Here is a 25,483-nt window from a genome sequence, read left to right as displayed (position 1 = left end):
GTATGCGGCAGAGCACTAGGCAGTGCCGCCTGGGCCGACCGGCGTCGGCATTGGGCGCGCACCGCGTTTCGGCTCAGGGGCGTGATCTCGAAACCCTCCAACACGCCCGCGGGTCACGGCAATTCGCCCTGATCTCCCTACGTCCTTGGCGATACACAGGGCACCTCTGCGGGACGATGAGACGTGAACCTCACGTTGACGTGAGGTTCTAGTGTGTGCGTCATGGACATCAACGGAGCCACCGCGCTCGTGACCGGAGCCAACCGCGGCATCGGCCGTCAGCTTGCTGCCCAACTCGTCGAGCGGGGAGCGAAGGTCTACGCGACTGCCCGCCGACCCGAGTCCGTCGACCTCGACGGTGTCGAGGTCCTCGCCCTGGACATCTGCGACCCGGACGCCGTCTCGGCGGCGGCCCGCACGGCGGGCGACGTGAACCTGCTCGTCAACAACGCTGGAGTCGCAGGCGGCGACCTGCTCGGCGACCTGGACGCAGTCCGCACCGCACTGGACGTGAACTTCTGGGGCACGCTGTCCATGACCCGCGCCTTCGCGCCGGTCCTCGCGGCGAACGGCGGGGGTGCGATCGTGAACATCGCCTCTTCGGCATCCTGGCTCGTCTCACCCGGCCACAGCGCCTACGCGGTCTCCAAGGCCGCGGTCTGGAACATGAGCAATGCGCTGCGCCAGGAACTGGCCGGCCAGGGCACGCTCGTCTCCTCGGTTCACCTCGGGGCGGCCGACACGGACATGATGAAGGGCTACGACGTGCCCAAGATGGACCCAGCCGAGGTCGCCCGTATCACTCTCGGCGGTGTCGAGACCGGTGCGTTCGAGATCGTCGTCGACGAGTACACCGCAATGGTCAAGGAGTGGCTGAGCAAGGACCGGCGGGAGTTCGACAGCCATCTCCAGCAGCTGTTCCAGCAGTTCCTGAACACCTGATCACGGTTCGGGGCTCAGGTCGTCGGTTTCGTCCTCCTCGCTCAGCCGGACGCGGGCGTCCTGCGACGCTCTCGGCTGGTCATGAGGGTGGCGAGCGACCAGTTCAGTGGCTGCGACACCACCGACCGCACCGTCGATTGGACATCTTCCGGATCACGGTGAACCTGCTGGTTGGGGAGAGGGCGCGGCGGGTGTGTCCATGTGGCGGCGGGTGGCCATGACGCAGGCGCAGGCAGCCAGGCAGAGGAGGGCGAGATAGCCGAGGACGAGCGCGGGATTGCCCCCGGCTGCCGCGAGCAGGCTCGGCAGGATGATCGGGGTGAGGGCACCGGCAGTGAGAGCGGAGAGCTGGTACGAGAGGGAGGTGCCCGTGTACCGGACGCGGGCCGGAAAGAGCTGGGAGAGCACGTACGCCATGGGGCCGTAGTTGCAGGCGGTGCAGAAGGCGATCACAGCGCTCGCCGCGTACACCAGGAGAGCCGAGCCGCTGTGGGATGCGAGGAAGAGAGGGACAGCCATGATCGCGATTCCCAGCAGGCCGATGATCACCACGTACTGCGGCTGCCAGCGGTCGCCCAGCCATCCCGCCAGCGGCATGAAGAGGATCTCGCACAGTGCGGCCACGGTGAGTGAGTTGAGCAGGGTCGAGACAGGCATGCCTCCCTGGCCGTGGCCGTAGGAGATGAAGAAGGACGACGTCACGTAGTAGCCGCCGGTGGCGACCAGCATGGCGCCGGCTCCGGTGAGGACTGTGCCCGGCATCTTGCTCAGTACCTCGCGCAACGGCGCTCGTGAGGTGTCTTCCGCGCGGACCGCGGTGAACTCCGGGGATTCGTCCACGGACAGGCGCACCGCCAGGCCGACCGCGACCATGAGGATGGCGAGCAGGAAAGGCAGGCGCCAGGCGCCGTCGGTGAGGTCGCCGCCCAGGTGCTCGGCCGCGGTGAACACCAGGGAGGAGCACAACGCCCCTACAGAGGAGCCGAGTTGGGTGAAGGAGCCGTAGAAGCAGCGGCGTCCGGGCGGTGCGTGCTCGACGGACAGCAGCGCGGCGCCGCCCCACTCCCCGCCCACTGCCACGCCTTGCGCGAAGCGCAGGGTGATCAGCAGCAGCGGGGCGAGAGCACCGGCAGTCTGATACGTGGGCAGCAGGCCGATGCCGAAGGTGGCGAGTCCCATGGTCGTCAGCGTGATGATCAGCGTGCGTTTGCGCCCGACACGGTCGCCCAGGTGCCCGAAGAGGGCCGCGCCGACCGGGCGGCCCAGATACCCGAACGATGTCGTTCCGAAGGCGACGATCGTGCCCAGGAGCGGGTCCATGTCGGGTGGGAAGAAGACGTCGCGGAAGACCAGTGCCGCCGCGGTCGCGTAGATGAAGAAGTCGTACCACTCGATGCTGGTCCCGGTGAGCGCGGCGAGTGCGGCGCGGCGGGGCGTGGTCCGGGTGCCGCTCATGAAAGCTCTCTTCGTTCGCAGGGGTGTGGAGAGGCAGGTCAGCGCGGGGCGCGTGAGCAGAGTGAGACGAACTCGTAGGCCAGATTGGCCGCGGCGACGCTGGTGATGTCGGCGTGGTCGTAGGCGGGGGAGACCTCGACTATGTCCGCGCCGACCAGGTTGAGGCCCTTGAGGCCGCGGAGGATGCCGAGCAGTTCGCGGCTGGTCATGCCACCCGCTTCCGGCGTGCCGGTCGCGGGGGCGTGCGCGGGATCGAGCACGTCGATGTCGACGGAGACATAGAGCGGTGCTGTGCCGATGCGGGAGCGGAGCAAGGAGACGACGTCGCGCACGGGAGTTGTCTCCAGATCGGCGCAGTGCACGATGGTGAAGCCCAACTCGGCGTCGTCTGCGAGGTCTTGAGGGCTGTACAGCGAGCCGCGGATACCGACGTGGGCGCTGCGGGCGGGCAGGAACAGACCCTCCTCGGCGGCCCGTCGAAACGGCGTGCCGTGGGTGAGCGGCGCGTCGAAGTAGGTGTCCCAGGTGTCGAGGTGCGCGTCGAAGTGGACCAGGGCGACCGGTCCGTGAGCCCGGTTCATGGCGCGCAGCAGCGGATACGCGATGGTGTGATCTCCGCCCAGGGTCACCAGGCGCCCGCCCTCGCGAATCAGTCCGTACGCAGCCTCTTCGATCTCTTTGCTCGCCTGCTCGATGTCGAACGGGTTGCACGGCAGATCGCCCGCGTCCACGACCTGCTGGTCGCGGAACGGCATCACATCGAGTTGAGGGTTGTACGGGCGCAGCAGCCGGGAAGCCTGACGGATGGCGGCCGGCCCGAACCGGGCGCCGGGCCGGTATGTCACTCCCGTGTCGAAGGGAGCCCCGACCACGGCGACGTCATAGTGGTGGCCCTGTACGTCCTCGGCGCGTGGCAGCCGGGCGAAGGTGGTGAGTCCCGCATAGCGGGGACTGGCCTGGGCGTTGACCTGACCGACGACCGATGCGTCCGGTGTACGGGAGGCGTCTTCAAGCGGTCCGGTGCGGGGCGGCATGGGTGCTTCCTTCTGGACGGGGGGCAACGGCGCGATGGGCCCCGCGATATCTCCACCGCGGGCCCCGAGGTCCAGCGAGTCTGCGCCCGTCGGCACAACCGGATCCACCAGGCGAAACACACAATCGCGGATTGCCAGTTGAGCGATCGCATAAGACCATCAGGGCCAACGAACATCCCGTCTGGAGAGACCTGTGCCCGCCACCGTCGCCGACGTACTTCACCTGCCCCACCTGCGGCTCGCGCTCTTCGCCGGGACCACGGGCCTCGGTCGTGCCGTGACCTGGGCGCATGCCTCCGACCTCGACAGCCCGTGGAACTGGGTGGCCGGCGGCGAGCTGCTCATGCGCAACGGGCGCACTCTGCCCCGCGCGGGGTCGGCCCAGGCTGCCCTCGTGCACAGCTGCGCCGACGCCGGCGCCAGCGGCATCCTGATCGGCGAAGACCCCCAGACTCCGCCCCTGCACAGGGAGTTCGCGGGCGCCGCCGACGAGCGTGCGCTATCCGTCCTGACGACCCCGTACGCGGTGAGCTTCGCCGCGATCGCCCGAGCGGTCGCCGACGCCAACGCCGGCGAGTCGTCGGCGCGTGTGGGCCAGGTCGAGCGGATCTACGGTGCACTGCGCGATGCGCTGGGCAGCCGGAACGGCGATTCCCCGACCGCCCGCCTCGCCCGCGACCTGCGATGCCGACTCCTGCTCCTGGACACCGCGAGCGCCCACCCCGTGGATCCGGCGGCCGCCGAACCGGACCCCGCCCTGCGCCAGGCACTCCTGACTGAAGTGGGCAGCCACGACGGACGCATCCCCGGCGTGCTCCACCTCTCCCTTCCCGGCAGGACCACGGCCATAGCCGTCGAAGTCCCCGCCGAGGAACCCACCGTGCTCGTCGCCGTGAATCTCCCCGGCAAAGACACCTCGCTGCTGCACCATCTGGCCACCGCGGCCGCGGTGGAGACCGCTCATCAGGCAATGATCCGCGAGCACGAGCGTCGCGTCGGTGCGGAACTCCTCGCTCAACTCCTCGACGCACGCCTCGATCGGGACGCCGCAGCTCGCGAGCTGACGTCTGCGGGGCTTGATCCCTCCCGATCCGTCGTCGTGGCCGCACGTCACGACGACACTCCCGGTCAGCGCGACCTTCATCTGGCCCTGGGCCGAAGGCGTATCCCGCACCTCTTGTCCAAGGACGGGGGGCTGCTGTTCGCGCTGATCCATGACGCACCGCTGCTGCTTCCGACGCTGCGGCAGAAGCTGGGCGCTCACTCCGCACTCGGCTTCAGCGCCCTGGTGGACGCCTCGGACCGGATCCCCATCGCTCGCCACGAGGCCGTGTGGGCCCTCTCCGTGGCCCACCGCACGCCAGGACTGATCGCCCGTTACGACGAGAGCGCTCCCTACCAGCTGTTGCGCACGCCTGAAGAGGCGCGCGCCGTGGTGGACCGGGTGCTCGGCCCGCTGCTCGCTTATGACGCGGACCACGGCACGGAACTCACCGCATCCCTCCACGCCTTCTTGCGCCACCGCCGTTCCTGGCAGCGCACCGCCGCGGCGCTCAACGTGCACAAGCAGACGGTGATGTACCGCATGCAGCGGGTCGAACAGCTCACGGCCCGTACGATCGCCGAGACCGGTGATCTCACCGACCTGTGGATCGCTTTCCAGGCCCAGGCGCTGCTGTCAGGCTGGGCACCGGATACGTACGACGCCGGATGACAGCGGCTGAGCAGGGCGCCCGTGCGGGGCCTTGCGCGCAATCCGGGCTGGGGTGAGCGAGGGACGCGGTGCGGCCGGTGGATGGTGGGCACTGTGCACGGAATGCGAGCAGCACGGTGAGCTGTGGATGCGTGCCTACTCCCTGTACTCCCTGGCCACGGCTTCGCTGGCAAGTGGCGATCCGACTGCGGCCGGGCGGTACGCCCGCGACGCCCTGACCATCAAACACCGGCTGCACGACCTCCTCGGGGCCGCTATGGCCATCGACCTCTTGGCCGCGGCGGTGGCCGTGTCCGCACCGGCATCGGCCGCCACGCTGCTCGGCACGGCCGACGTCCTCTGGCGCTCCGTCGGCCAGGTGCAGGTGGGCATGCCCCAGCTCATGGCCACCCGCAAAGCTTGCGAAGATCAACGGGTGCAGCTCTCTTCCGGGGACGGCCCCGATGGTTTGAGCTGGGAGATCGTGGTTGTGGGTGATGGCGGCGTGGTCGGGTCTCTGCCGTGTCGGTGAAGGAGGCGACGCTGATGGGGTCGCTGATCGGGGAGTTGGAGGCGCGGGAGGCGACGGCCCGGGCCGGGTGCGGTCGCCGCCGTCCTCGACGAGTGACGGAACCGCCGGGGCCGCACCGTGTCGGGGGCCGAGCGGGGCGGGCCGCCCACTGACTATCATCGCCGAGTTCGTGCCACTCACCGGCCCGGGCATCGCGGCGCGGGGTACAGGGGGGCTGACACGGCATGAGAACGAAGAGCGCAGCGGCGTGGGCGGTAGCGGTACTGATGCTCGGCGCAGCCGTCGGCGGCTGCGCCGAGCAATCGGACAAGGGACAGTCCGGCAGCAGCGCGAAGCACACGAAGTCCCACCGCGGACCCGAGGACAAGCCTGATTCACGAGTCGTCGAGGCCGACGACGACCACACCGTCCTCGAACTGTCCGACGGCCGGCAGGTGTCCCTCCGCTTCACTCGCCGCGGCCTGGAGGCACAGCATCGCGACGCCTCTGGCGACGCCTGGTCCGCCCGGAAGACGGTCTATGAGACCGGCACCAACCCGTGCGGCGGCATCAGGGCAAAGGCGTACCGGGACACCGTGTGGCTCGCGGTCGGCTTCGGCCAGTACTGCAGGGACGGGGACGAACCGCACGAGGTGATCGCGGCCGTCGCCACCGGGGACCTCTCCTCCTGGACCACCGACCCGGCCAAAAAGTACACCGTCTGGCCGAAGGCCCGCATCAGCGACGGTGGCACCCGAGTGGACTTCGTCGATCCCAGCTGGGTGCGTACCACCACGCTGACCTGGCGCAAAGGCTCCGGATTCGCCAAGGCGGCCACGGAGTACAAGCCCATCCACTCCTGGTTCGTGGGCCGGTGGCGAGCCACGGACGGCAGCCAGCAGCTGACCATCCACCAGGTCGAGCCGGGTAACTGGGCACGCATGGTCATCGAGTCCCTCACCGGCCCGCGATGCAAGGGCAGCGCCATTGTCACCGGCACCGACCAGTACAACCTGTCCATGAACAACTTCAAGCTCGATCAGGGCACCAGGACCGTCAACTGCCCGCCGGAGGAGCTCAAGTACCGCTTCGACGTGAAGTCCTCGGACGGCCCGCTGCGCCTACGCACGATCGGCAACCACCCGAAGACTGTCCTTACCTATGAGCGGGTGGGCTGACGTACGACTGCGCATGAAGGGTGGCGGCGTGGTCGGGTCTCTGCCGTGTGGGTGGAGGAGGCGACGCTGATGGGGTCGCCGATCGGGGAGTTGGAGGCGCGGGCGGCGGTGGCCCGGGCCCGGGTGGAGGCGCTCGAAGCGGAGCTCGCCCGGCTGACGGCCCGTCTGGAGGATGAGCGGGAGGCATGGTCGCGGCTGCGGATCGCCCGGGAGACGGTGGCCGAGGTGATCATGGATCTGGACGGGTCCGGAGCGACCGCACCGGTGGCCGGCGGCACGGAGCCGGAGAACCCGGTGCACCCCGGGGTGCGGGTGGTCGGGGCGATCACAGTGCCGCACTGGCGCCAGGGGCTGTCGGCTGCGGTGCTGCCGGATGTCTACCGGGACATCATCGAGGTCCTTACCGACGCCGCGAAGCCGATGCAGGCCCAGCAGATCGTGCCGCGGATCGGGCTGCCCGCGGTGACCGGAAGGATCGAGGGGACGCGGGGGAAGCTGAAACGGCTGGCGGAGCGGGGCCGGCTGACCGAGGACGAGCCCGGACGGTTCACGGTGGCCCACCCCGGCGACGGTGTGGAACCGGTCAACTCCCGGAACGATGAAGGCTCTTCTCTCTGGCTTCGGCGTTAACCAGCCAGACCGAAGCACCCAAGAAAGAAGAGCCGTGGTGGAACCCTACGACGCCTTGCCCGGCGTCGATCGGTTCGCCGCCGCCGCAAGGGCCTTCGGCCGCCTCACCGAGGAGTTGGCCGACCCCGCCTCGGCCGCGCTGACCCACCACGATCTGGAGGACCTGATCGAGGCGCGGGGCCGCGAGCTGAGCCGCCGGTTCGCCCTCGCTGAACCAGGGGCGTTCGGGGTTCCAGACAGCGATCTCGAACCGTGCGAAACCGCAGTGTCAGCCGTAATCCAGCATGACAGGGTCGACTTTGCCGGGCATAGAATCCCGCACATGCCGATGTCCCGTCTCTCCAGCAGCGTGGTGATGCTCGTCGGCGTGGCTCTGCTCGCCGGGTGTGGAACAGGTGGGGACGGGCGCCCCGCCGCCAGTGCCCCCGGCGGCGGACCCCGCGCCGGGGCGGCATCGACCGCCCAACCGGCGAGGTGGACGTACGAGTACGTATCGAACAGGACCGCCTTCGGCAACGAAGCGTTCGACATCGCAGCCGTGTCCCCACGCGACGCTTGGGCCTTGGCAGTACGCCAGGATGCCCGGGCCGGTCGCCCGGCTCTGCAGATGCTCCGGTTCGACGGGTCGCGCTGGCAGGAGTATGACGTCCTGGCAGATCTCCGTGACGCTCTGGACGGCGGCACGATCAGCGCGTCCTCGACTCTGCACGCCGGCGGGGGCAGCGTCTGGTTGTTCGCTCAGGCAGATCACGGGCCTGGCAGTCGCTCCACTGCCCTCACTGCTCGGTTCGACGGCGACCGCTGGCGGGTTGTGGAGGTACCCCGGGTGGGGAGAGTGAACGCCGTCGCTGTGCTCGGGCCCTCGGACGTCTGGGTGCTGGGCGAGCACAAGGAGCGGACGGCCAGCCACTGGGACGGGCGCAGTTGGACCGCCACCCGGCTGCCCCTGGAGCCCCAAGCCATCACGGCCCAGACGGCAGGAGGAGATCCGTGGGTGGTGGGGGACACCCCCAACCCTGCGGCGGATCTGGCGGACAAGCCTGACCCGGGCCACCCGAAACCGCGCCCACTCCGGCTGGCGGCCGCGCGATGGGACGGGCTGCGCTGGCGCGAGGAGAGGATGCCGGACGTGGACAAGGACGACGCGCGGTATCCCGGCTGCCGGACCCCCGTGCACAGCCTCATGGCGCGCGCAGCCGACGACGTGTGGGCTATGGGGATCGAGTACGGCCCGTACACCGGCCCTCGGTACACGCCACCCGGAGACCGGCCCTGCGCTCTGCACTGGGACGGGGAGGAGTGGAGCAAGTCGAGTGAGCTGCCCGCGGGGATTCTCGACGCCAGGCGGGTGCGCGGCGAAGACGGGAAGGTGACCCGGATCGCACGGCCCGCGTATCTGGCCGGGGTGACCGGGAAGGTCTCCGAGGCCGACCGCAAGCAGGTGTTCAGGCTGTCCGAGATCGCCGCGGTGCCGGGCACCGATGAAGCTTGGGGTGTAGGGAAGGCCGAACTCGGAGCGTCCGGTGACGCGAACTTCAGCCGAGCGGTGATCGTGCGTTACCGGCCCTGAGCCTGTGCCCCAGACGCTGCTTCGCCGACGGACGATGCCGCCCCCTCGCCCACCTGCTGACTCCTGGTCACTACGGCGACGGTCCCCAACTCTAGCCAGTCCTGCGGAAGATAGCCGTGCCCCGCATCGGCGTCGGGCGACCGGGCGCGGCGGCGTGCATCCGCCGCCCCGTGTGGGCGGGGGTCGGCTCGGAGGACCCGATCATGCCGCCCGCGCAACGGGACGCGTTCGCCGCCGAGATGCAGACCGCGGGCGTCGACCGGCGCCTCACTGTCTACGGCGGCGCCCTCATCCGCCACATGGCACCACCCGACGATCCGCGCCGCTTCACCCGTTCCGTCCAGCAGTTGGCCATGTCGCTGCTCCCGCGACTGATCCGCGGGTGCCGCCCTATTCGACCGCTTGGACCTCGCGGACGTGCCCGGCTACGCCAGACGCGTCCGCAACTGCCCAGGGCTCGCCGGGAATCAACTCGTCGTTTGGTTCCGTGGAGCGGGAATCCGCGCCCAACAGGGAGGATTGCCGCTTGTCCGGGATGGAGGGATAGGCTGAACCATGGCCGCACGGGAAAGTTCTTGGTCACACTTGAAGTTCCTTCGTGCGGCCACCTTTCTGAACTGATCGTGGGGCGGCCCGCCCGCTTCGGTCAGGCGAAGCCAGGAATGTCAGGGCCATAGAATGGCTGGTGTGACCGACAACATTCAGCGCCCCACGAGCGGGCCGAACAGCACCCCTGAACTGCCGACTCAGTACACGCCGGCCAAGGTAGAGGGGCCGCTGTACGAGCGCTGGGTAGAGCGCGGTTACTTCGACGCCGACACGAAGAGCGACAAGCCGCCGTACACGATCGTCATCCCGCCGCCGAACGTCACCGGCTCCCTCCACCTGGGCCACGCCTTCGAGCACACGCTGATCGATACCCTGACCCGCCGTAAGCGCATGCAGGGCTACGAGACGCTGTGGCAGCCCGGCATGGACCATGCCGGCATCGCGACCCAGAACGTCGTCGAGCGTGAGCTCGCCAAGGAGGGCAAGTCCCGGCACGACCTGGGCCGTGAGGCGTTCGTCGAGCGGGTGTGGCAGTGGAAGGCCGAGTCCGGTGGCCAGATCGCCGGGCAGATGAGGCGCCTCGGTGACGGTGTTGCCTGGACCCGCGACCGCTTCACCATGGACGAGGGCCTGTCCCGCGCTGTCCAGACAGTCTTCAAGCGGATGTTCGACGAGGGCTTGATCTATCAGGCCGAGCGCATCATCAACTGGTGCCCGCGCTGTCTGACGGCCATCTCCGACATCGAGGTCGACTACCAGGACGACGACGGCGAGCTCGTCTCCATGACGTACGGCGAGGGTGAGGACACGGTCGTCGTCGCGACCACCCGCGCCGAGACGATGCTGGGTGACACTGCCGTCGCCGTGCACCCGGACGACGAGCGGTACGCCCACCTCATCGGCAAGCAGATCGCGCTGCCGCTGACCGGGCGTACCATCCCTGTCGTCGCAGACACGCACGTCGACCCGGCGTTCGGCACCGGTGCCGTCAAGGTGACCCCTGCGCATGACCCGAACGACTTCGCCATCGGCCAGCGCCACAGCCTGGAGTCGATCGAGGTCCTGGACGAGCGCGGCATCATCACCGTGCACGGGCCGTTCGAGGGGCTCGACCGGTTCGAGGCGCGGTCCGCGATCGTCGCCGCGATGCGGGCCGAGGGCCGGATCGTCGCGGAGAAGCGGCCGTACGTGCACTCGGTCGGGCACTGCTCGCGGTGCAAGACGACGCTGGAGCCGCGTCTTTCGCTGCAGTGGTGGGTGAAGGTCGAGACGCTCGCCAAGGCTGCGGGCGATGCGGTTCGCGACGGGCGGGTGAACATCCACCCGGCCGACCTGTCGCAGCGCTACTTCGACTGGGTCGACAACCTCAACGACTGGTGCATCTCGCGTCAGCTGTGGTGGGGCCACCGCATCCCGGTCTGGCACGGCCCGAACGGCGAGACCGTGTGCGTCGGTCCCGACGAGCAGCCGCCGAGCGGCGAGGGCTGGGAGCAGGACACCGACGTCCTGGACACCTGGTTCTCCTCCGGGCTGTGGCCGTTCTCCACCATGGGCTGGCCGGACCGGACCGAGGATCTGGCCAAGTTCTATCCGAACGCGGTCCTGGTCACCGGCTACGACCTGATGTTCTTCTGGGTCGCCCGGATGATGATGTTCGGCCTGTACGCGATGGACGGCGAGGTCCCCTTCCGCACCATCGCCTTCCACGGCATGGTCCGCGACGAGCACGGCAAGAAGATGTCGAAGTCCTTCGGCAACACCGTCAATCCGCTGGACTGGATGGACAAGTACGGCTCCGACGCACTGCGCTTCACCCTCGCCCGCGGCGCCAACCCCGGCACGGACGTGCCGATCGGCGAGGACTGGGTCCAGGCGTCCCGCAACTTCGCCAACAAGATCTGGAACGCCACGCGGTTCGCGATGATGAACGGCGCCACGATCGAAGGCGATCTGCCCCCGGCGGAGCGGCTGTCGGCCACCGACCGCTGGATCCTGTCCCGGCTCAACACGGTCGTGGCCGAGGCGGACGCGCTCTACGACGACTACCAGTTCGCGAAGCTCGCCGACGCCCTGTACCACTTCGCGTGGGACGAGGTCTTCGACTGGTACGTCGAGCTGTCCAAGACGACGTTCATGGACGGCGGCGACCAGGCGAAGGTTTCCGCCCGCGTCCTGGGCGAAGTCCTGGACGTGACGCTGCGCCTGCTGCACCCGGTCGTGCCGTTCGTGACCGAGACGCTGTGGACCACGCTCACCGGCCGCGAGACAGTTGTCCTTGCCGACTGGCCGGCGGACAGCGCCTTCCGCGACGCCGCGGCCGAGGCGGAGATCGAGAACCTCCGGCAGGTGATCACCGAGGTCCGCCGCTTCCGCGCCGACCAGGGTCTCCAGCCCGGTCAGAAGGTTCCTGCGCGTCTGGACCTGCCGGACACGTCGCTCGCCGCGCACGAGGCAGCCATCCGTCAGCTGCTGCGTCTGCAGCCGGAAGGCGACAGCTTCAGCGCCACCGCGACGCTCCCGATCGCGGGTGCCACGGTCGCGCTCGACCTGTCCGGCACGATCGATGTCGCGGCCGAGCGCAAGCGACTGGCCAAGGATCTGGCCGCGGCGGAGAAGGAGAAGGCGCAGGCGGAGGGCAAGCTCGGCAACGAGGCGTTCTTGGCGAAGGCGCCGGACAACGTGGTGGACAAGATCCGTGGCCGCCTGGCGAAGGCCGAGGCGGACATCGTCCGGCTGCAGAACCAGATCGACACCCTGCCGCCCGCGTAACCGTCGGGTAGGCAGTTCAGCGATCCCCGGACGACGACTCGTCCGGGGATCGCTGCGTCGAGTCACTTCGCTCTTACGGGATTCCGAGGCTCTCGAAGGGTTGGCCAGGGAGAAGTCCCGCTGGCGTGCGACCGTCATGGCCTGGTCGAGACCGAACTCCGCCATGCGGATCAGACCGACAAGTCCAGCAGTTCTTGCGCGGCAGGTCAGACAGCGGTACGAGCGCCAACTTCCAGACCGGGATACGGGGTTCGACCCGTGCACACCGTCCTGCTGTCCGGCTCATCAGGCCCCAGAACGCCTCCTGCCAGCGGGCAGGGCCTACGCTGAGACATGCGGCCGCAGTGAGATCGTTTGTCTTCACACACCGATGATCAACGGATGGCCGCACCCGTCTCCAGAGCGCGTCGCACTTGCGTAGCGTCCGCGCGCCGTCCTGTGTCAGGAGGTCATGTGCAACGTGGCGAAGTCTGGTGGGTGGAGTTCGACGAGCGGCGGCCGGTCGTGCTGCTGTCGGGAGACGACGCGTCCGGGATCAGGGTGATGCAGGTTGTCGCTCGGGCGGGTGTCGACATCACCGGTCTGGGCGTCGAAGTGGCAGTAGGCGACGTGGAAGGGCTGCCCTTTGAAGGCGTGCTTCGGGTCGCGTTCCCGCGTCCGGGCTTTACCCCTTGCACGTGGCTGACCACCGTGTCCCGGGACGACCTGATCGAGCGGGCGGGCGCCCTGTCCTCCGCGAAACTCAGCGAGATTGAGAACGCCCTCCGTCTCGGTGGACTCGGGTAGGCGGAGAAGGAAACGGACGCTCACGACGGCATGGTCGGTCTCGTCCAGGTGATCGACGCTGCCAGTTGCCTCCTCGGCGCCCCTCACAATCGAGATCACCAACCAAGGCTGGATGATCAGGGGCTGGGGCCCCATGGGTAACTCGCAGTCGATCGGGCTCGCAGAGGATGCCCGGGGCCTGAAGAGTGACAGCATCGTCGGGGCTGCCGAAGAATGGGTCGTCAGGGCGGACTGAGCCTCCTACCGTTCCGCCATGCAGATCGTTGTGACGCTGGACTGTGTCGACACCGAAGCGCAAGCCGACTTCTGGCTCGCCGCGCTCGCTCCGTTGGACTACCAGCGCGGCTTCCACGGACCTCCCTACCTGAGCCCTGGTCGGGCCACTCCTGCACCGACCCTTCTCCTGCAACACGTTCCAGAACCGAAGTTGGGCAAGAACCGCATGCATCTCAGCGATCACGGCTTTCGCTGGATCGTCGTTGCCGACCCGGAGGGTAGCGAGTTCTGCGTATTCGATCCCCCGAACGGCACGGACACTGCGCGGTAGTTGCAGCCAGGCCGAGACCCCACCGCTGGCGTGCCCGCCACTGGCGCCGCGACGGCTGCGACGCCTGTCCTTGTGCCGAAGGCCTGCGGCCAGCGGGTCAGTTCGGGACGGCGTCATCGACGAGGGCCAGGGTGGCTCGCGGGGCGGCAGCCTCCACGACGAGGCGGTGGAACGGGGCGTCGTCGGTGAGTTCGACGACGACGGCGTTGCCTTGGGCGAAGGTGCCGCCCCTACCGCGCCGTCGGGCCCTCGTGCTCCGTCGCCGCTTCGGCGAGTGCGTGCACCAGAGGGGTCGCGCCGTCCGTGCGCCAGACCAGGCCCCACTGGACGGGCGGTGCATCGGGGACGGGCAGAAAGACGATGTCAGGCTGTGCGTGGTAACGCCGCCCCTCATCTGGGACGGTGCACACGACGTCCCCAGCCGCGACAAGAGCGAGGACTTCGTAGAACGTGGAGACGGCTGGGCCTCGGCGGATCGGACGCCCTGCCGGTGTACAGACCGGCAGGACAGTGCTCTCCCAATAGGCGGGAAGCGGGCCGTCCACGCGCGGCAACTTGTGGTCGCCGAGCACTTCCATGCTCACCGATTCCTGCCCGGCAAGCGGATGGTCCGTGGCCACCATCAGGCGCAGGGGTTCCTCGCGCAGTACCACGCCGACGGTCAAGTCCGGTTCACGCACCGGAAGCCAGGTGGCCACCGTATCGACCTCACCCGCCCGCAGCGCTCCGAACGGATCGCTGAAGAACACCTCCTTGAACTGGAGCTCGACGGTCGGGTGACGGGCCCGGAAGCGGGCGAGCGCCGGGCGCATCTCATGCATCTGCGCGCCCATCACGCCCAGGGTCAGCGTGGAGGCAGGCCGCCGGGCGATGGACGTCACCTCAGCTATGGCCGCCTGGATGTCGTCGTAAGCGGGCTTCAGCCTCTGGTGCAGCTCTTCCCCGAGGGGAGTCATGCGCACGTGCCGGCTGGTCCGCTCGAAGAGCTGCGCGCCGATGCGACGTTCCTGCTTCTTGATCGCCTGGCTGACGCGTGCCGGGGAGACCTTCAGGCGTTCGGCGCTGCGGCCGAAGTGGAGTTCCTCCGCGAGCGTCAGAAAGATCTCGATGTCCCGCAGTTCCATCCCGCCCCGCCCCTCCGCTCGGCTCTGAATCCGGCCTTCGGACGCCCCGGATCATGAACTTCTGAGTTAACGACCCTAACAAGATCGGCTGTTGTTCCCGGGCCGCCCCCTCCGCATGCTGGGACGAAGCCAGTTCGGCAGCCTCGGGCCCCACGCCTTGGGCTGCCTGCCTGCCCCGTCGGAACCGATATGGAGAGATTCCCGCGTGACGTCTGACCGGAATTCTGTGCACACCCCCGACCCCGCCACCCTCCATCCATTGCCGGCTCACGAACGGGTCGTCTTCCTGAAGCCACTGGTCACCGGGACCCATGTCGTGGCGGGTGACTTCACGTACTACGACGACCCCGACGGCGCGACCGACTTCGTAGAGCGCAATGTGCTGTACGCCTACGGCCCGGAGCGCTTGATCTTCGGCAAGTACTGCGCGATCGCGACGGGTACGAGATTTCTGATGGCGGGTGCCGACCACCCGTCGATGGGGGTGTCCACCTTCCCTTTCACCATGTTCGGAGGCCGGTGGGCCGAGCACACCCTCGACATCGTCTCCGGCATGCCGAGCCGCGGGGACACGGTGGTCGGCCACGACGTGTGGTTCGGATACGGAGCCACGGTGATGCCCGGAGTGCGGATCGGCGACGGTGCCGTGATCGCGGCGGGCGCGGTGGTCACGGCCGACGTGCCGCCCTACACCGTGGTGGGCGGGAACCCGGCCAGGGCGATCAGGCAGCGCTTCGATGACCAGGCCGTCGAACAGCTGCTGCGCGCTGCCTGGTGGGACTGGCCCGTCGACGTGGTGACCGCCAACGCCCGCACCATCATGGCCGGTTCGCCGCAGGACATCGCGCGCATCGCCGCGGCCGAAGGCCTGGGGCAGCAGTGACGACGCGGACAGTCGAGGAGTACGTGGTGTCCGATCCCGCCGGCGGCCCGTACGCGATCGCCACCGGCTCCGACGGCGCCCTGTGGTTCACCTTGGTGCACAGCGGCCAGATCGGCCGATTCGTCCCGGGGCAGGAGCCGACCCGTCATCAACTGGACCGGGACAGCGGACCGACAGTGATCTGCGACGGTCCGGACGGTGCCCTGTGGTTCACGCAGTACCGCGCGCACCAGATCGGCCGGATCACCACGACCGGCGAGGTGACCACCTTCCCCTTGCCCACGGCACAGTGCGGTCCCTTCGGCATCGCCGTCGGACCGGACCATGCCCTGTGGTTCACCGAGACCGCCGCCGACGGCATCGGCCGGATCACCACGGAGGGATCGGTCACCGAGTTCCCGCTGCTGCGTACCGGCGCCTTCCCCTCTGCAATCGCCGCGGCCCAGGACGCGATGTGGTTCACGTTGAACCAGGCCAACGCTATCGGCCGCATCTCCATGGACGGCCGTATCACCGTCCACGAGCTGCCCACCGAAGCGGCCGCGCCGGTCGGTATCACCGTGGCCCGGGACAGCAGCGTCTGGTTCACCGAGATCGCGGCCGGCCAGATCGGCCGCAGAACACCCGACGGCCGGATCAGCGAGTACCCGCTGCCGGACCGGTCGGCCCGGCCGCACGCCATCACCACCGACGCGCAGGGCACCGCGTGGTTCACCGAGTGGGGCGCGAACCGGGTCGGGTCGATCACCTCCGACGGCGACATCACCGTCCACCAACTACCCACCCCGGCCTCCGAACCGCACGGCATCACCGTGGGCCCGGACGGCGCGCTGTGGACCGCGCTGGAGACAGGCGCGCTGGCACGCCTCGATCCGACGGCCGCCGTTTCCGAAACCACGACCCCTGCCGTACCGACCGAGAAGAGGAATCTGACGTGAAGTACGCCCTCGTCATCTTCGAGACCGAGGCGTCACGTGCCCGGATCCGGGCTTTCCGCCGCCTACTGGGTCATCCGCCGCCGTAGCGCTGACATCACCGGAGGCAGATCTGCAGCGCGCCGGCAGCGGTCCAGGGAGCAGGCCCGGCGACAGACGTACGGCCTTTGGATCAACCTCCAAGATCTACAGGCAAGTTGGTTCAGCCTCTTTCACAACACTGCGGTGGTGATCATAGTGGCAGGGCGGAAAGTGGAATCAATTTTCCGCTCTGTAAAACTTCGCCCCAGTAGGAGTGCCCGTGCCGCACACCAACGCAGGCTTCGCCCGTCGCGCAGGACGTCTGCTGCGCACCAGCCTGTTCGCCCAAGTCTTGCTCGCCTTGCTGCTCGGTGTCCTGGTCGGACGCCTGTGGCCGCAGGTCGGATCGTCGCTCCAACCGCTCGGCGACGGGTTTGTACGCCTCATCAAAGCGATGATCGCCCCACTGGTGTTCTGCGTCGTCGTCGCCGGCATCACCAAGGCCGGTGACCTCAAGGCGTTCGGCCGGATCGGCGTGAAAGCCCTGATCTGGTTCGAGGTGGCGACCAGTATCGCCCTGGTCGTCGGCCTGCTGGCCGGCAATCTGTTCGCTCCGGGCGCCGGCATGAACGTCGATCCGTCCACGCTCGAACAGAGCGCGGTGGACGACGCGACGGGCGGCGGCCAACTGCCTTCCACCGCACAGTTCATCCTCGAATCCCTGCCGGACAGTGCGGTCGGAGCGTTCGCAGAGAACTCCCTGCTGCAAGTCCTCGTCCTGGCCTGCCTGGTGGGCGCCGCGCTGCTTCACCTCGGTCAGCGCAAGGTGCCGCAGATCCTGCCGTTCATCGAGCAGGCCCAGGACGTCGTGTTCACCATCGTCGGCTACATCATGAAGCTCGCCCCGCTCGCGGTCTTCGGAGCCACAGCACACCTCGTCGGCGAGTACGGAGTGGGCGCCATGTCCACCTACGGCAAACTCATCGCCGTCTGCTACGGCGTCGCCCTGCTCTTCCTGGTGATTCTCGGGTGCGCGCTGAAGGCGGTCACCGGACTGAGCCTGTGGAAGTTCGTCCGCTACACACGTGAGGAACTGCTGCTCGCACTCGGGACGGGTTCCAGCGAGACGGTGATGCCCCGGATGATGCAGAAGCTCCGCGCGGCGGGCTGCCGGGACGACGCGGTCGGCCTGGTCCTGCCGACCGGCTACTCGTTCAACCTCGACGGAGCCTCCATCTACCTCTCCGTCGGGACGCTCTTCATCGCGCAGGCCATCGGCGTCGATCTGTCGCTCGGCCAGCAGATCACGGTGGTCCTGGTGCTGATGCTCACCAGCAAGGGGATGGCGGGCGTTCCGGGATCGGCGTTCCTCGCACTCTCCGCGACGGCATCCGCCCTCGGGGTCATCCCTGCCGCAGCCGTCGCGCTGCTCCTCGGCGTCGATCGCATCATGGACTCGATGCGCGTGGCCACCAACCTCCTCGGCAACTGCGTTGCCGTCTTCGCCGTGTCCCGCTGGGAGGGCGCCCTGGACCGGGTGACGGCCAAGCGCGTGATGAACGGCGAGGAACCCGGCAGTACGCCCGACCGCGGTGACACCGTCGGACGCGGGGAGGCCACCGAATCGGCGCAGGCCACGGTCAAGGGTTCTGACTCCGGCACCTGATCCAGGCTCGGGAGCGCGGGCGAACCCGGCGCGGAGAGACCCTGCGGGACAGCCCCGGCGCTGTGCAGGCGCCGGGCGCAGGGCGTTGCCGCTGTGGCAGATGTGAATCTCCGTCAGGTCTTGCATCGAGCCGTTGGCGCGGCGTGCCGCAGGTGGGCCGGACCGGAAAGTACTGTCGTCGTCATGACTGATGATGCGCTGCGTTCCGTCACCGTCGGACGGGCCGGTCCGGGCCGGTTCACCGCCACGAACTCCCGTGGGGACAGCCTGAGTTTCGGCACCGGCTCGGGTGCGGGCTTCACGCCGGTCGAGCTCTTCCTCGCCGCGATCGGCGGATGTACCGCGGCGGACGTGGACGTCGCGACGAGCCGTCACACGGAACCGACCTCGTTCTCCGTCACTGTGACCGGCGACAAGGTCGAGGACGGGAGCGGCAACCGCCTGTCGGACCTGGCGGTCACCTTCTCGGTCACGTTCCCTGAGGGTGCGTCAGGCGACCGTGCGCGCGCCATCCTTCCCCGGGCGGTGAAGACGTCGCACGACCGGCTGTGCACCGTCAGCCGTACCGTCGAGGCGGGCACCCCGGTCAGTGCGACGGTCACCGGAACGGAGGGAGACGCCTGACGACGGGGTGGCGATGTCTTCTTCGCTCAGAGCGTCAACGAACGGAACGCGCTCGACCACGGCGTCCGGCGCGTAGCCGCCTGCGGTGCCCAAGAAGGCGACCTTCCCCTGGTTGAGCTGGAAGACCTCAATCCGTGCCGGCCCCTTGATCTCGTCACCGACCGGACCCGCGACTCCTTCCTCGCCGGTATGAAGGCTTCCCTCCACCATTTCCTGGAGCGCCGAGCCGGCGTCTGAGCCCCACCGGCTCCCGCGCACCCGCTCGGGGTCAGGAAGGGCCGCTGCCGCGGTCCGTGGTCAGGGCCTGGTGTGCGACACGGAGGATCTCCTCCGAGAGCGGGGAGCCCGTTGTCGCGCGGGCCAGGACGATGGCGCCGAACAGGGTGCACAGCTGAGCGATGCCGTCGTCGCGCCGCTCCGCGTCCCGGTGACTGCTGCCGCTGTCGCCGGCGCTGTCCCCGCCGAGCCATGCGGCGAAGTCGGCGACGCCTTCGGTGAAGACCTGGCGGGCCTCGTGGTCGCCCGGGGTGCGGGCGATGTCGGTGGCCAGGCCCGCGACCGGGCAGCCGTCCGCGGCGTTGTCGCGGTGTTCGGTGGAGAGGTAGGCGTCGATCAGGGACTGGCGGGCGGACCCCTGGTCGGTGTGGTGGGCGAGGGCGGCGTTCCGGCGTGCGGTGAGTTCGGTGAAGGCGTGGCCGGTCGCTTCGTCGACGAGGGCCTCCTTCGACGCGAACTGCTTGTAGAAGCCGCCGTGGGTCAGTCCGGCGGCCTGCATGAGGTCGGCGACGCTGACGTGTGTGCCCTGTTCGCGAAAGAGCCGGGATGCGGTGTCCACGATCCGCTTGCGGTTCTCCTGCGCCTGCACCTTCGATACGCGACCCATGGGCCCGTCTCCCGTCCGGCCCCTTGCGGGCCCCATTTGGATGTCGGTGGCCATCTATTCTATGCTCATGCTTAGATTACGAACCAAATCTATAGTGCGGTCCGGCCGTCCTGGCCTCCGTGCTCACCGGGAGAAGACATGGAACTGAAGCACGCGGTCGCCGTGGTCACCGGCGCCAACCGGGGGCTGGGCCGCCATCTGGCCACTCAGCTCGTCGAGCGGGGTGCCACGGTGTACGCGGCCGCCCGCCGCCCCGAGACCATCGACCTGCCGGGCGTGTCGCCCATCGCCCTGGACGTGACCGACCCGGACTCCGTACGGGCCGCGGCTCGCATCGCCTCCGACGCGACACTGCTGATCAACAACGCCGGCGCCTCCACCGGCGCCACTCTGCTCGGCGGCGAACTGGAGACGGTGCGCCGAGAGATGGAGACGAACTTCTTCGGCCCGCTCGCCGTCACTCGTGCCTTCGCGCCGGTCATCGAGGCCAACGGCGGCGGCGCCGTCCTCAATGTCCTGTCCGTGCTGTCCTGGCTGCACCCGGGTGCCCTCGGCTCGTACGCCTCCTCCAAGGCCGCCGCCTGGGCGCAGACCAACGCGATCCGCGAGGAGCTCGCCCCGCGCGGCATCCACGTCACCGCCCTGCACGTCGGCTACATGGACACCGACATGGCGGCCCGGATCCCCGCCGACCAGAAGGTGGACCCCGCCGATGTCGCGGCCCAGGCCCTGGACGCCATCGAACAGGACCTCGGCGAGGTCCTCGCCGACGACACGAGCCGGTACGTCAAGCAGAGGCTGGCCGACGCCCCGAACCTGACCTGATCGCCCCGCCCCGTCCCGCCCTGCTCCGCCCCGTGACGGACAGCAACAGCAGCCGCGGCAACACGGACAAGGGGCAAGCTGATGCGTGACACGGCCGTCGGCGCAGGACGGGACTGCGCGTGTCCGAGTACGCGCACGGCACCGCCGGCTTCGGCACCCGCTGGGGCGCGGGGACCGGGCCGGACAAGGCCCGCCGGATCTTCGACCGGTTCACCGAGGCGGGCGGCCCCTCGTCGACATCGCAGACACGTACCAGTTCGCCGAGTCGGAGAAGCTGATGGGCGAGTTCGAGGTACTGGCTGTGGCGGAGGAGTCCGGGCAGCACGACCGTCGCACCGAGGTCAGCGTGGTACCGCTGGGTGTCCCGCACGAGTCGACTGCCGCTTCCCTGGCCGGCGTCCAAGGCGGCACGGGCCGCATGATCGCCCCTGCCGCGCCGGTGGCCTGACACATGTACGGCATCCGTAAGGCTGTGGCTCGGAACCCCTCACTCTGTGGGGGCGGGCCACAGCCTCGACGGATCCGGACGCCTCACATGTTGATCATGTGCCCGGCGAGTCCGTGCACCGCTTCCTTGACCGCCTCGCCCAGAGTCGGGTGGGCGTGGACGTTGCGGGCGACCTCGTGGACGGTGAGGTCCCACTGCTGCGCCAGGGTCAGTTCCGGCAGCAGCTCGGTGACGTCGGGGCCGATGAGGTGGCCGCCGATCAGCTCGCCGTGCGTGCTGTCGCTGATCAGCTTGACGAAGCCGACCGTGTCGCCGAGGCCGTGGGCCTTGCCGTTCGCGGTGAACGGGAACTTCGCGACCTTGACGTCGTAACCCAACTCCCGTGCCTGCGCCTCGGTGTAGCCGAAGCTGGCGATCTGCGGCTGGCTGTAGGTGGCGCGCGGGATCATCGCGTAGTCGAGTTCCATCGTCTCGGCGCCCGCGAGGGTCTCGGCGGCGATGACGCCCATCGACTCGGCGGTGTGCGCGAGCATCAGCTTCGCGGTGACGTCACCGATCGCGTACAGGTGGGGCACGTTGGTGCGGCAGCGGCCATCGACGTCGATCGCGCCGCGCTCGGTGAGAGCGATGCCGGTGGCCTCCAGGCCGTAGCCGGTGACGTTCGGTGCGAAGCCGATCGCCTGGAGGACCTTGTCGGCCTCCAGGACCTGCTGTGCGCCGTTCTGGCCGGTCACGGTGATACGGACCTGCGGTCCCGACTCGTCGATCGACTCGACGCGGGTGGAGGTGAGGACGTCGATGCCCAACTTCCGGTACTGGCGAGCCAGTTCCTTGGAGATCTCCTCGTCCTCCAGTGGCGCGATCCGGTCGAGGAACTCGACGATCGTCACCTTCACGCCGTAGTTGCTCAAGACGTACGCGAACTCGATGCCGATCGCCCCGGCGCCCGCGATGACGATCGACTGCGGCAGCTGGTCGGCGAGGATCTGCTCCTCGTACGTCACCACGCGCGCGCTGCGGCTCGTCCCGGGCAGCAGCTTGGGGCTGGCGCCGGTGGCGATGATGCAGTTGTCGAAGGTGACCGTCTGCGTGCCACCGGCCGACAGGGCCACCTGAAGGGTGTGCGGGTCGGTGAAGGTGCCCCGCCCGTCGATCTCGGTGATCTTGTTCTTCTTCATCAGGTAGTGGACGCCCTTGACCCGGCCGTCCGCCACGGTACGGCTGCGGCGGAACGCCTCGCCGTAGTCGAAGGAGACGCTGCCCTCGACGTGGATGCCGAAGGTCTTCGCCTCGTGGGTGAACAGGTGGGCGAGTTCGGCGTTGCGCAGGAGTGCCTTCGTGGGGATGCAGCCCACGTTCAGACACACACCGCCCCAGTACCTCTCCTCGACGACGGCGACCCGCTTGCCCAGTTGGGCGGCTCGGACAGCGGCCACGTAGCCGCCGGGTCCCGCGCCGAGGACGACGACGTCGAAGTGCGCGCTCTGCGCGTCCATGGAAAGTTCCTTTCTCGCGGCGGCCCGGCCCGGTGCTGAGGCCGCCGAGGCTCATGCGGACGGTGCGGCGAGGAACGCCGGCGCCCCTTCCGCGAACGCGTCGCGGTTCTGGAAGATTCCGCCGTGCCCGGCCGTCCGGATACAGGGGTACCAGGTATGCACGTGCCTGCCTACGCGGCTCCACAGTGCTGATCGCTCTGGCGCCGTCACCCCCACCGGTGCATCGAGATGGGGTCGGCGAGTACAGGGTGGCGTGAGTGCCTGACCCTCCAACGTTGTAGGTTCCCGCGCTCGTGTCTGGCGGGAATGCTGGGCGAGCCATCACGCACAACACTGTCACCGGGGGAAGGCACCTATGAACATCCGTAGCACACGGGGCAAGCTGATCACGGTTGCCCTTGCGGGTCTCACCGCAGGGGCGCTCGCTGCGGGGGCTTCGCCCGTGACAGCCGCGGCATCCAACGGCTATGTCAGCGGCAGCGGCAATTTCGCGGATGACTGGAACGACGAGGGAACCCTGTCCACAACGTCGTACAGCAATTCAGGGGCGGCCTGCCTGTGGCAGAAGGTCCTCATTGCTGAGGGCTACATCCTGGAGTCGGGGGCCGACGGCTACTTCGGTGCCGAGACGAAGGCGGCGACGCGGTTCCTCCAGGTGCGCTGGGGGCTGGCGGACTCGTACGCATCGGCAGACGGCAAGGTGGGCCCCAATACGTTCCGTCGTGCTCAGAAGAACGTCACGGCAACATACATCGGCAGCGGTGACTACAGGGCCCTCAGGTACAACGGCAGGGTGAGCACGTTCAAGATGACCCGCGCCGACACCGGCCGGTATCACATGTATGAGGACGGGACGGCTTCGTACACCAGAAACGGGTGCAGTTGAACGCTGAGAAGCTCCTTCTGCGGTGCTGTCCTGTCGACGTGGCCGCATGCCGCAGTTGACCCCCAGAGCTGTGCCCGGGCAGATGCACAGTGATCGGAAGGCGGCTCGTGGGACGAGCGCACGCGTAGCGGTTGGCATTACTGAGGCATGCAGGAAGAGACGGCACGCTCCGCGATCGGCACGTTCATCTCCGCGTTCAACGCCTCGGACGACAGCTATGTGACTGCGCTGCTCTCCCAGGCCCGCCCTGACCTCAGACGTGATCTTCTGGGGGGCCGTTGGGTCGCAGCGAAGGAATCAGGGCTGTCGAGCAGTTCGTGCTGGACATCCGACACCACCCGGCGGGGACCGGCACCATGGTGCGCTGCTCAGCGGTGGACATGCCGGACGAGTGGGCCCGGTACCAGTGGGTCTTCACCACGCCGGATGAAGGTCCCCGCCTGGCGGGAACGGACGTCGTCCATCTGCGCCGGAGCCTCATCGACCAGGTCATCGTCTTCGCGGGGGAGATCGAGCCGTTCGCCTCCTGAGCCGTTCTTCTGCCGCAGTCCTCTTCCGGAACCTGCCCCGTCGGAGTTCGGGGGCTGCGGTTCGCGGTCGATGAGGCCGCGGTGTTGAGGAGCGTCCGCCCCGGCATTCGCGGGCACCGGCGCATCGGGGTCACCGGCCCGCCAGGCCTTCGCACGGTCGTCCGCGGCCCGGCCCCCTCCCTCGGCGGCAAAGCTCGGCTCGCCCGTGCTGTCCGCCGGCCATGTGCGACCACGTGGTGCAGAGCGCCAAGGCGCGGCAGCGGTATCCCGCGTCAGCTGAGACAGTGCGACGACAGCCGCTCCTGGGCCACGCCGTAACCAGTCGTGGCCAGGCCTCCGTTCGGTCATGACCCGGCCGTGAACCTGCTGGGCCCCACCTCGTTCGGGGTGGAGCCCAGTCGTGCATGACCGGTGGCACCGTAGGACGAGCATCCGGCATCGGGGAAGGCATCTCGCCCTACGCGAGGAGCAGAGAACCCGCAGGGCAGAGGGAGTTGCCATCGACGACTCCGACCGGTACTTCGGAAGGAGGCGGCGGTGGAGTCGCGGGGGGCCGATGGGGTGGTCCCTGCACAGCCCGTGATGCCGCTGCCGTGTCTCCGCCTTCAGGCCCGAGCAGGCGGACGGAGGAGGGGGCGCATGGTCGGCGGTCCACAACGCCGCAGTCGGCCGCGAAGGGCCGGCCGGCAGCCTCGGCCCGACCGCGTCCGAGCGCTGAGGCGCGCCTCCCGACCACAACCGTCACGGAGGCCATGGCGCCGTGTTCCGTGGGCGCACGTCGGCGCCGTGCTGGGTGCCGCAGCGGCCATCGGCGGCCTCGTCTTCACGGCGGTCGCCACCTACTTCAACGCCGTGGTGGCACAGGACCAGTTGATGCAGTCCCAGGCTGACGCGGAACGCGACCGGCGCGGGCAGGCGATGAGAGTCTCCTACTGGACCGAGAACCCGGTCGCGGACACCCTGCGGCTGCACATCATGAACAGGTCACCCGATCCGGTGACCGGCGTGTCGCTCGGCCTCTACGTGGAGAAGGTCGTTCCGGACGACGCGTCGAAGCGGGTGAAGGAACCAAGGAGATACGGGGACCTCTACGTCGAACTGCCGAACCTGGCCCCGTGCAGCGAAACGATCCTCACGCCTGCGCTGCTCCGCTGGCAGGAGTTCGACAAGTCCGGCAAACGAGAGCTGCCGAGCGACGGAATCGTGTCGATGCAGTGGATGGGATTCGTGGACAGGGACTCCCACGAGTGGCTGCGGCAGGACGGCAGACTTCTGCCGTTCCTGGAGAACCTGCCGGACGGGGTGGTGGAGTTCGAGACCGAACCCGAGCCGGGAGCAAGAAGAATCAAGATTCGTGCGTTGCGGGTCAACGCGGAGGTGTCGGGAAAGCTCCCCGTCAAGAAGGCGGCTCTGTGCGAGGACATCTGAACGCGACGGGTACGCCTGGCCTGAGCCGAATCCCCACGCTGCTGTCTCCTCGGCCCACACCGTCTCCGAG

The 25,483-nt window shown here is 68.6% G+C and carries 23 protein-coding genes and 2 pseudogenes; 20 read left to right on the top strand and 5 right to left on the bottom strand.

Going from position 1 to position 25,483, the window contains the following annotated elements; all coding sequences use genetic code 11:
- Positions 1-222: 222 nt before the first annotated feature.
- Positions 223-942, top strand: coding sequence for an SDR family oxidoreductase (locus tag M4J07_RS04950; RefSeq protein WP_255967573.1), 720 nt, complete (start codon positions 223-225; stop codon positions 940-942).
- Positions 943-1,095: 153 nt separating this feature from the next.
- Here the strand turns inward: M4J07_RS04950 and M4J07_RS04945 are convergent, their stop codons facing one another.
- Together M4J07_RS04945 and speB are read right to left on the bottom strand one after the other, a co-directional pair.
- Entirely contained in the window at positions 1,096-2,397 is a 1,302-nt protein-coding gene (locus M4J07_RS04945; RefSeq protein WP_255967571.1) for an MFS transporter, read from the bottom strand.
- A gap of 38 nt (positions 2,398-2,435) precedes the next feature.
- A complete protein-coding gene (gene speB, locus M4J07_RS04940) occupies positions 2,436-3,431 on the bottom strand; it encodes an agmatinase (RefSeq protein ID WP_255967569.1) in 996 nt (331 codons plus the stop codon).
- Between the two features lie 193 nt (positions 3,432-3,624).
- Between speB and M4J07_RS04935 the strand changes: the two genes are divergently transcribed.
- From M4J07_RS04935 to M4J07_RS04890, 9 genes and pseudogenes are all read left to right on the top strand, one after another.
- Positions 3,625-5,145 (top strand): PucR family transcriptional regulator ligand-binding domain-containing protein, encoded by a 1,521-nt coding sequence (locus M4J07_RS04935; protein WP_255967567.1) that lies wholly within the window; start codon positions 3,625-3,627, stop codon positions 5,143-5,145.
- Between the two features lie 127 nt (positions 5,146-5,272).
- A complete protein-coding gene (locus M4J07_RS04930; protein ID WP_255967566.1) occupies positions 5,273-5,656 on the top strand; it encodes a hypothetical protein in 384 nt (127 codons plus the stop codon).
- A 224-nt stretch (positions 5,657-5,880) separates the two neighbouring features.
- The gene (locus M4J07_RS04925; RefSeq protein WP_255967564.1) at positions 5,881-6,813 is read left to right on the top strand and encodes a hypothetical protein; all 933 of its coding nucleotides are present in this window, start codon (positions 5,881-5,883) and stop codon (positions 6,811-6,813) included.
- Between the two features lie 69 nt (positions 6,814-6,882).
- The gene (locus M4J07_RS04920; protein WP_255967562.1) at positions 6,883-7,443 is read left to right on the top strand and encodes a hypothetical protein; all 561 of its coding nucleotides are present in this window, start codon (positions 6,883-6,885) and stop codon (positions 7,441-7,443) included.
- Between the two features lie 37 nt (positions 7,444-7,480).
- Complete coding sequence (locus M4J07_RS04915) at positions 7,481-9,013, top strand: hypothetical protein (protein WP_255967560.1); 1,533 nt, start codon at positions 7,481-7,483, stop codon at positions 9,011-9,013.
- A gap of 101 nt (positions 9,014-9,114) precedes the next feature.
- Positions 9,115-9,330, top strand: a pseudogene (locus M4J07_RS04910) (dienelactone hydrolase family protein); the annotation flags it as partial.
- Between the two features lie 370 nt (positions 9,331-9,700).
- On the top strand, positions 9,701-12,331 hold the full coding sequence (locus tag M4J07_RS04905; protein WP_255967558.1) for a valine--tRNA ligase: 2,631 nt from the start codon (positions 9,701-9,703) through the stop codon (positions 12,329-12,331).
- A 477-nt stretch (positions 12,332-12,808) separates the two neighbouring features.
- Entirely contained in the window at positions 12,809-13,117 is a 309-nt protein-coding gene (locus M4J07_RS04895) for a type II toxin-antitoxin system PemK/MazF family toxin (RefSeq protein WP_255967547.1), read from the top strand.
- 253 nt (positions 13,118-13,370) lie between these two features.
- Complete coding sequence (locus tag M4J07_RS04890) at positions 13,371-13,664, top strand: VOC family protein (RefSeq protein WP_255967545.1); 294 nt, start codon at positions 13,371-13,373, stop codon at positions 13,662-13,664.
- 230 nt (positions 13,665-13,894) lie between these two features.
- On the opposite strand, the gene M4J07_RS04885 is transcribed toward M4J07_RS04890, so the two are convergent.
- Positions 13,895-14,788: a LysR family transcriptional regulator gene (locus M4J07_RS04885; RefSeq protein ID WP_255967543.1), complete on the bottom strand. Its 894-nt coding sequence runs from the start codon at positions 14,786-14,788 to the stop codon at positions 13,895-13,897.
- 259 nt (positions 14,789-15,047) lie between these two features.
- Between M4J07_RS04885 and M4J07_RS04880 the strand changes: the two genes are divergently transcribed.
- The 4 genes from M4J07_RS04880 (at position 15,048) to M4J07_RS04865 (ending at position 18,917) form a co-directional block, all read left to right on the top strand.
- The gene (locus M4J07_RS04880; RefSeq protein WP_305127272.1) at positions 15,048-15,671 is read left to right on the top strand and encodes a CatB-related O-acetyltransferase; all 624 of its coding nucleotides are present in this window, start codon (positions 15,048-15,050) and stop codon (positions 15,669-15,671) included.
- Positions 15,668-16,609 carry a virginiamycin B lyase family protein gene (locus M4J07_RS04875; RefSeq protein ID WP_445276297.1) on the top strand — a complete coding sequence of 314 codons (942 nt, stop codon included), beginning with the start codon at positions 15,668-15,670 and terminating at the stop codon, positions 16,607-16,609. The genes M4J07_RS04880 and M4J07_RS04875 overlap by 4 nt, the downstream gene beginning before the upstream one ends.
- Before the next feature lie 298 nt (positions 16,610-16,907).
- Complete coding sequence (locus M4J07_RS04870; protein WP_374214992.1) at positions 16,908-18,293, top strand: cation:dicarboxylate symporter family transporter; 1,386 nt, start codon at positions 16,908-16,910, stop codon at positions 18,291-18,293.
- 183 nt (positions 18,294-18,476) lie between these two features.
- On the top strand, positions 18,477-18,917 hold the full coding sequence (locus M4J07_RS04865; RefSeq protein ID WP_255967536.1) for an OsmC family protein: 441 nt from the start codon (positions 18,477-18,479) through the stop codon (positions 18,915-18,917).
- A 268-nt stretch (positions 18,918-19,185) separates the two neighbouring features.
- Here M4J07_RS04865 and M4J07_RS04860 read toward each other — a convergent pair whose 3' ends face one another.
- Positions 19,186-19,800 (bottom strand): TetR/AcrR family transcriptional regulator, encoded by a 615-nt coding sequence (locus M4J07_RS04860; protein WP_255967534.1) that lies wholly within the window; start codon positions 19,798-19,800, stop codon positions 19,186-19,188.
- A gap of 138 nt (positions 19,801-19,938) precedes the next feature.
- Between M4J07_RS04860 and M4J07_RS04855 the strand changes: the two genes are divergently transcribed.
- From M4J07_RS04855 to M4J07_RS04845, 3 genes are all read left to right on the top strand, one after another.
- Positions 19,939-20,625 (top strand): SDR family oxidoreductase, encoded by a 687-nt coding sequence (locus M4J07_RS04855; protein WP_255967532.1) that lies wholly within the window; start codon positions 19,939-19,941, stop codon positions 20,623-20,625.
- A gap of 119 nt (positions 20,626-20,744) precedes the next feature.
- Positions 20,745-20,903 (top strand): hypothetical protein, encoded by a 159-nt coding sequence (locus M4J07_RS04850; protein ID WP_255967530.1) that lies wholly within the window; start codon positions 20,745-20,747, stop codon positions 20,901-20,903.
- Positions 20,903-21,073: a hypothetical protein gene (locus M4J07_RS04845; protein WP_255967529.1), complete on the top strand. Its 171-nt coding sequence runs from the start codon at positions 20,903-20,905 to the stop codon at positions 21,071-21,073. Before M4J07_RS04850 ends, M4J07_RS04845 begins: the two co-directional genes overlap by 1 nt.
- An 83-nt stretch (positions 21,074-21,156) precedes the next feature.
- Here the strand turns inward: M4J07_RS04845 and lpdA are convergent, their stop codons facing one another.
- Positions 21,157-22,569: a dihydrolipoyl dehydrogenase gene (lpdA, locus tag M4J07_RS04840; RefSeq protein WP_255967528.1), complete on the bottom strand. Its 1,413-nt coding sequence runs from the start codon at positions 22,567-22,569 to the stop codon at positions 21,157-21,159.
- Between the two features lie 355 nt (positions 22,570-22,924).
- Between lpdA and M4J07_RS04835 the strand changes: the two genes are divergently transcribed.
- The 3 genes and pseudogenes from M4J07_RS04835 (at position 22,925) to M4J07_RS04825 (ending at position 25,413) form a co-directional block, all read left to right on the top strand.
- Positions 22,925-23,455 (top strand): peptidoglycan-binding domain-containing protein, encoded by a 531-nt coding sequence (locus tag M4J07_RS04835; protein WP_255967527.1) that lies wholly within the window; start codon positions 22,925-22,927, stop codon positions 23,453-23,455.
- A gap of 147 nt (positions 23,456-23,602) precedes the next feature.
- Positions 23,603-23,985 (top strand): annotated as a pseudogene (locus M4J07_RS04830) (nuclear transport factor 2 family protein).
- Between the two features lie 786 nt (positions 23,986-24,771).
- On the top strand, positions 24,772-25,413 hold the full coding sequence (locus tag M4J07_RS04825; RefSeq protein ID WP_255967526.1) for a hypothetical protein: 642 nt from the start codon (positions 24,772-24,774) through the stop codon (positions 25,411-25,413).
- Positions 25,414-25,483: the final 70 nt, after the last annotated feature.

This window comes from Streptomyces longispororuber, assembly GCF_024448165.1.
Classification (GTDB): Bacteria; Actinomycetota; Actinomycetes; order Streptomycetales; family Streptomycetaceae; genus Streptomyces; species Streptomyces longispororuber_A.
This window is presented reverse-complemented; position numbering and strand designations above follow the sequence as displayed.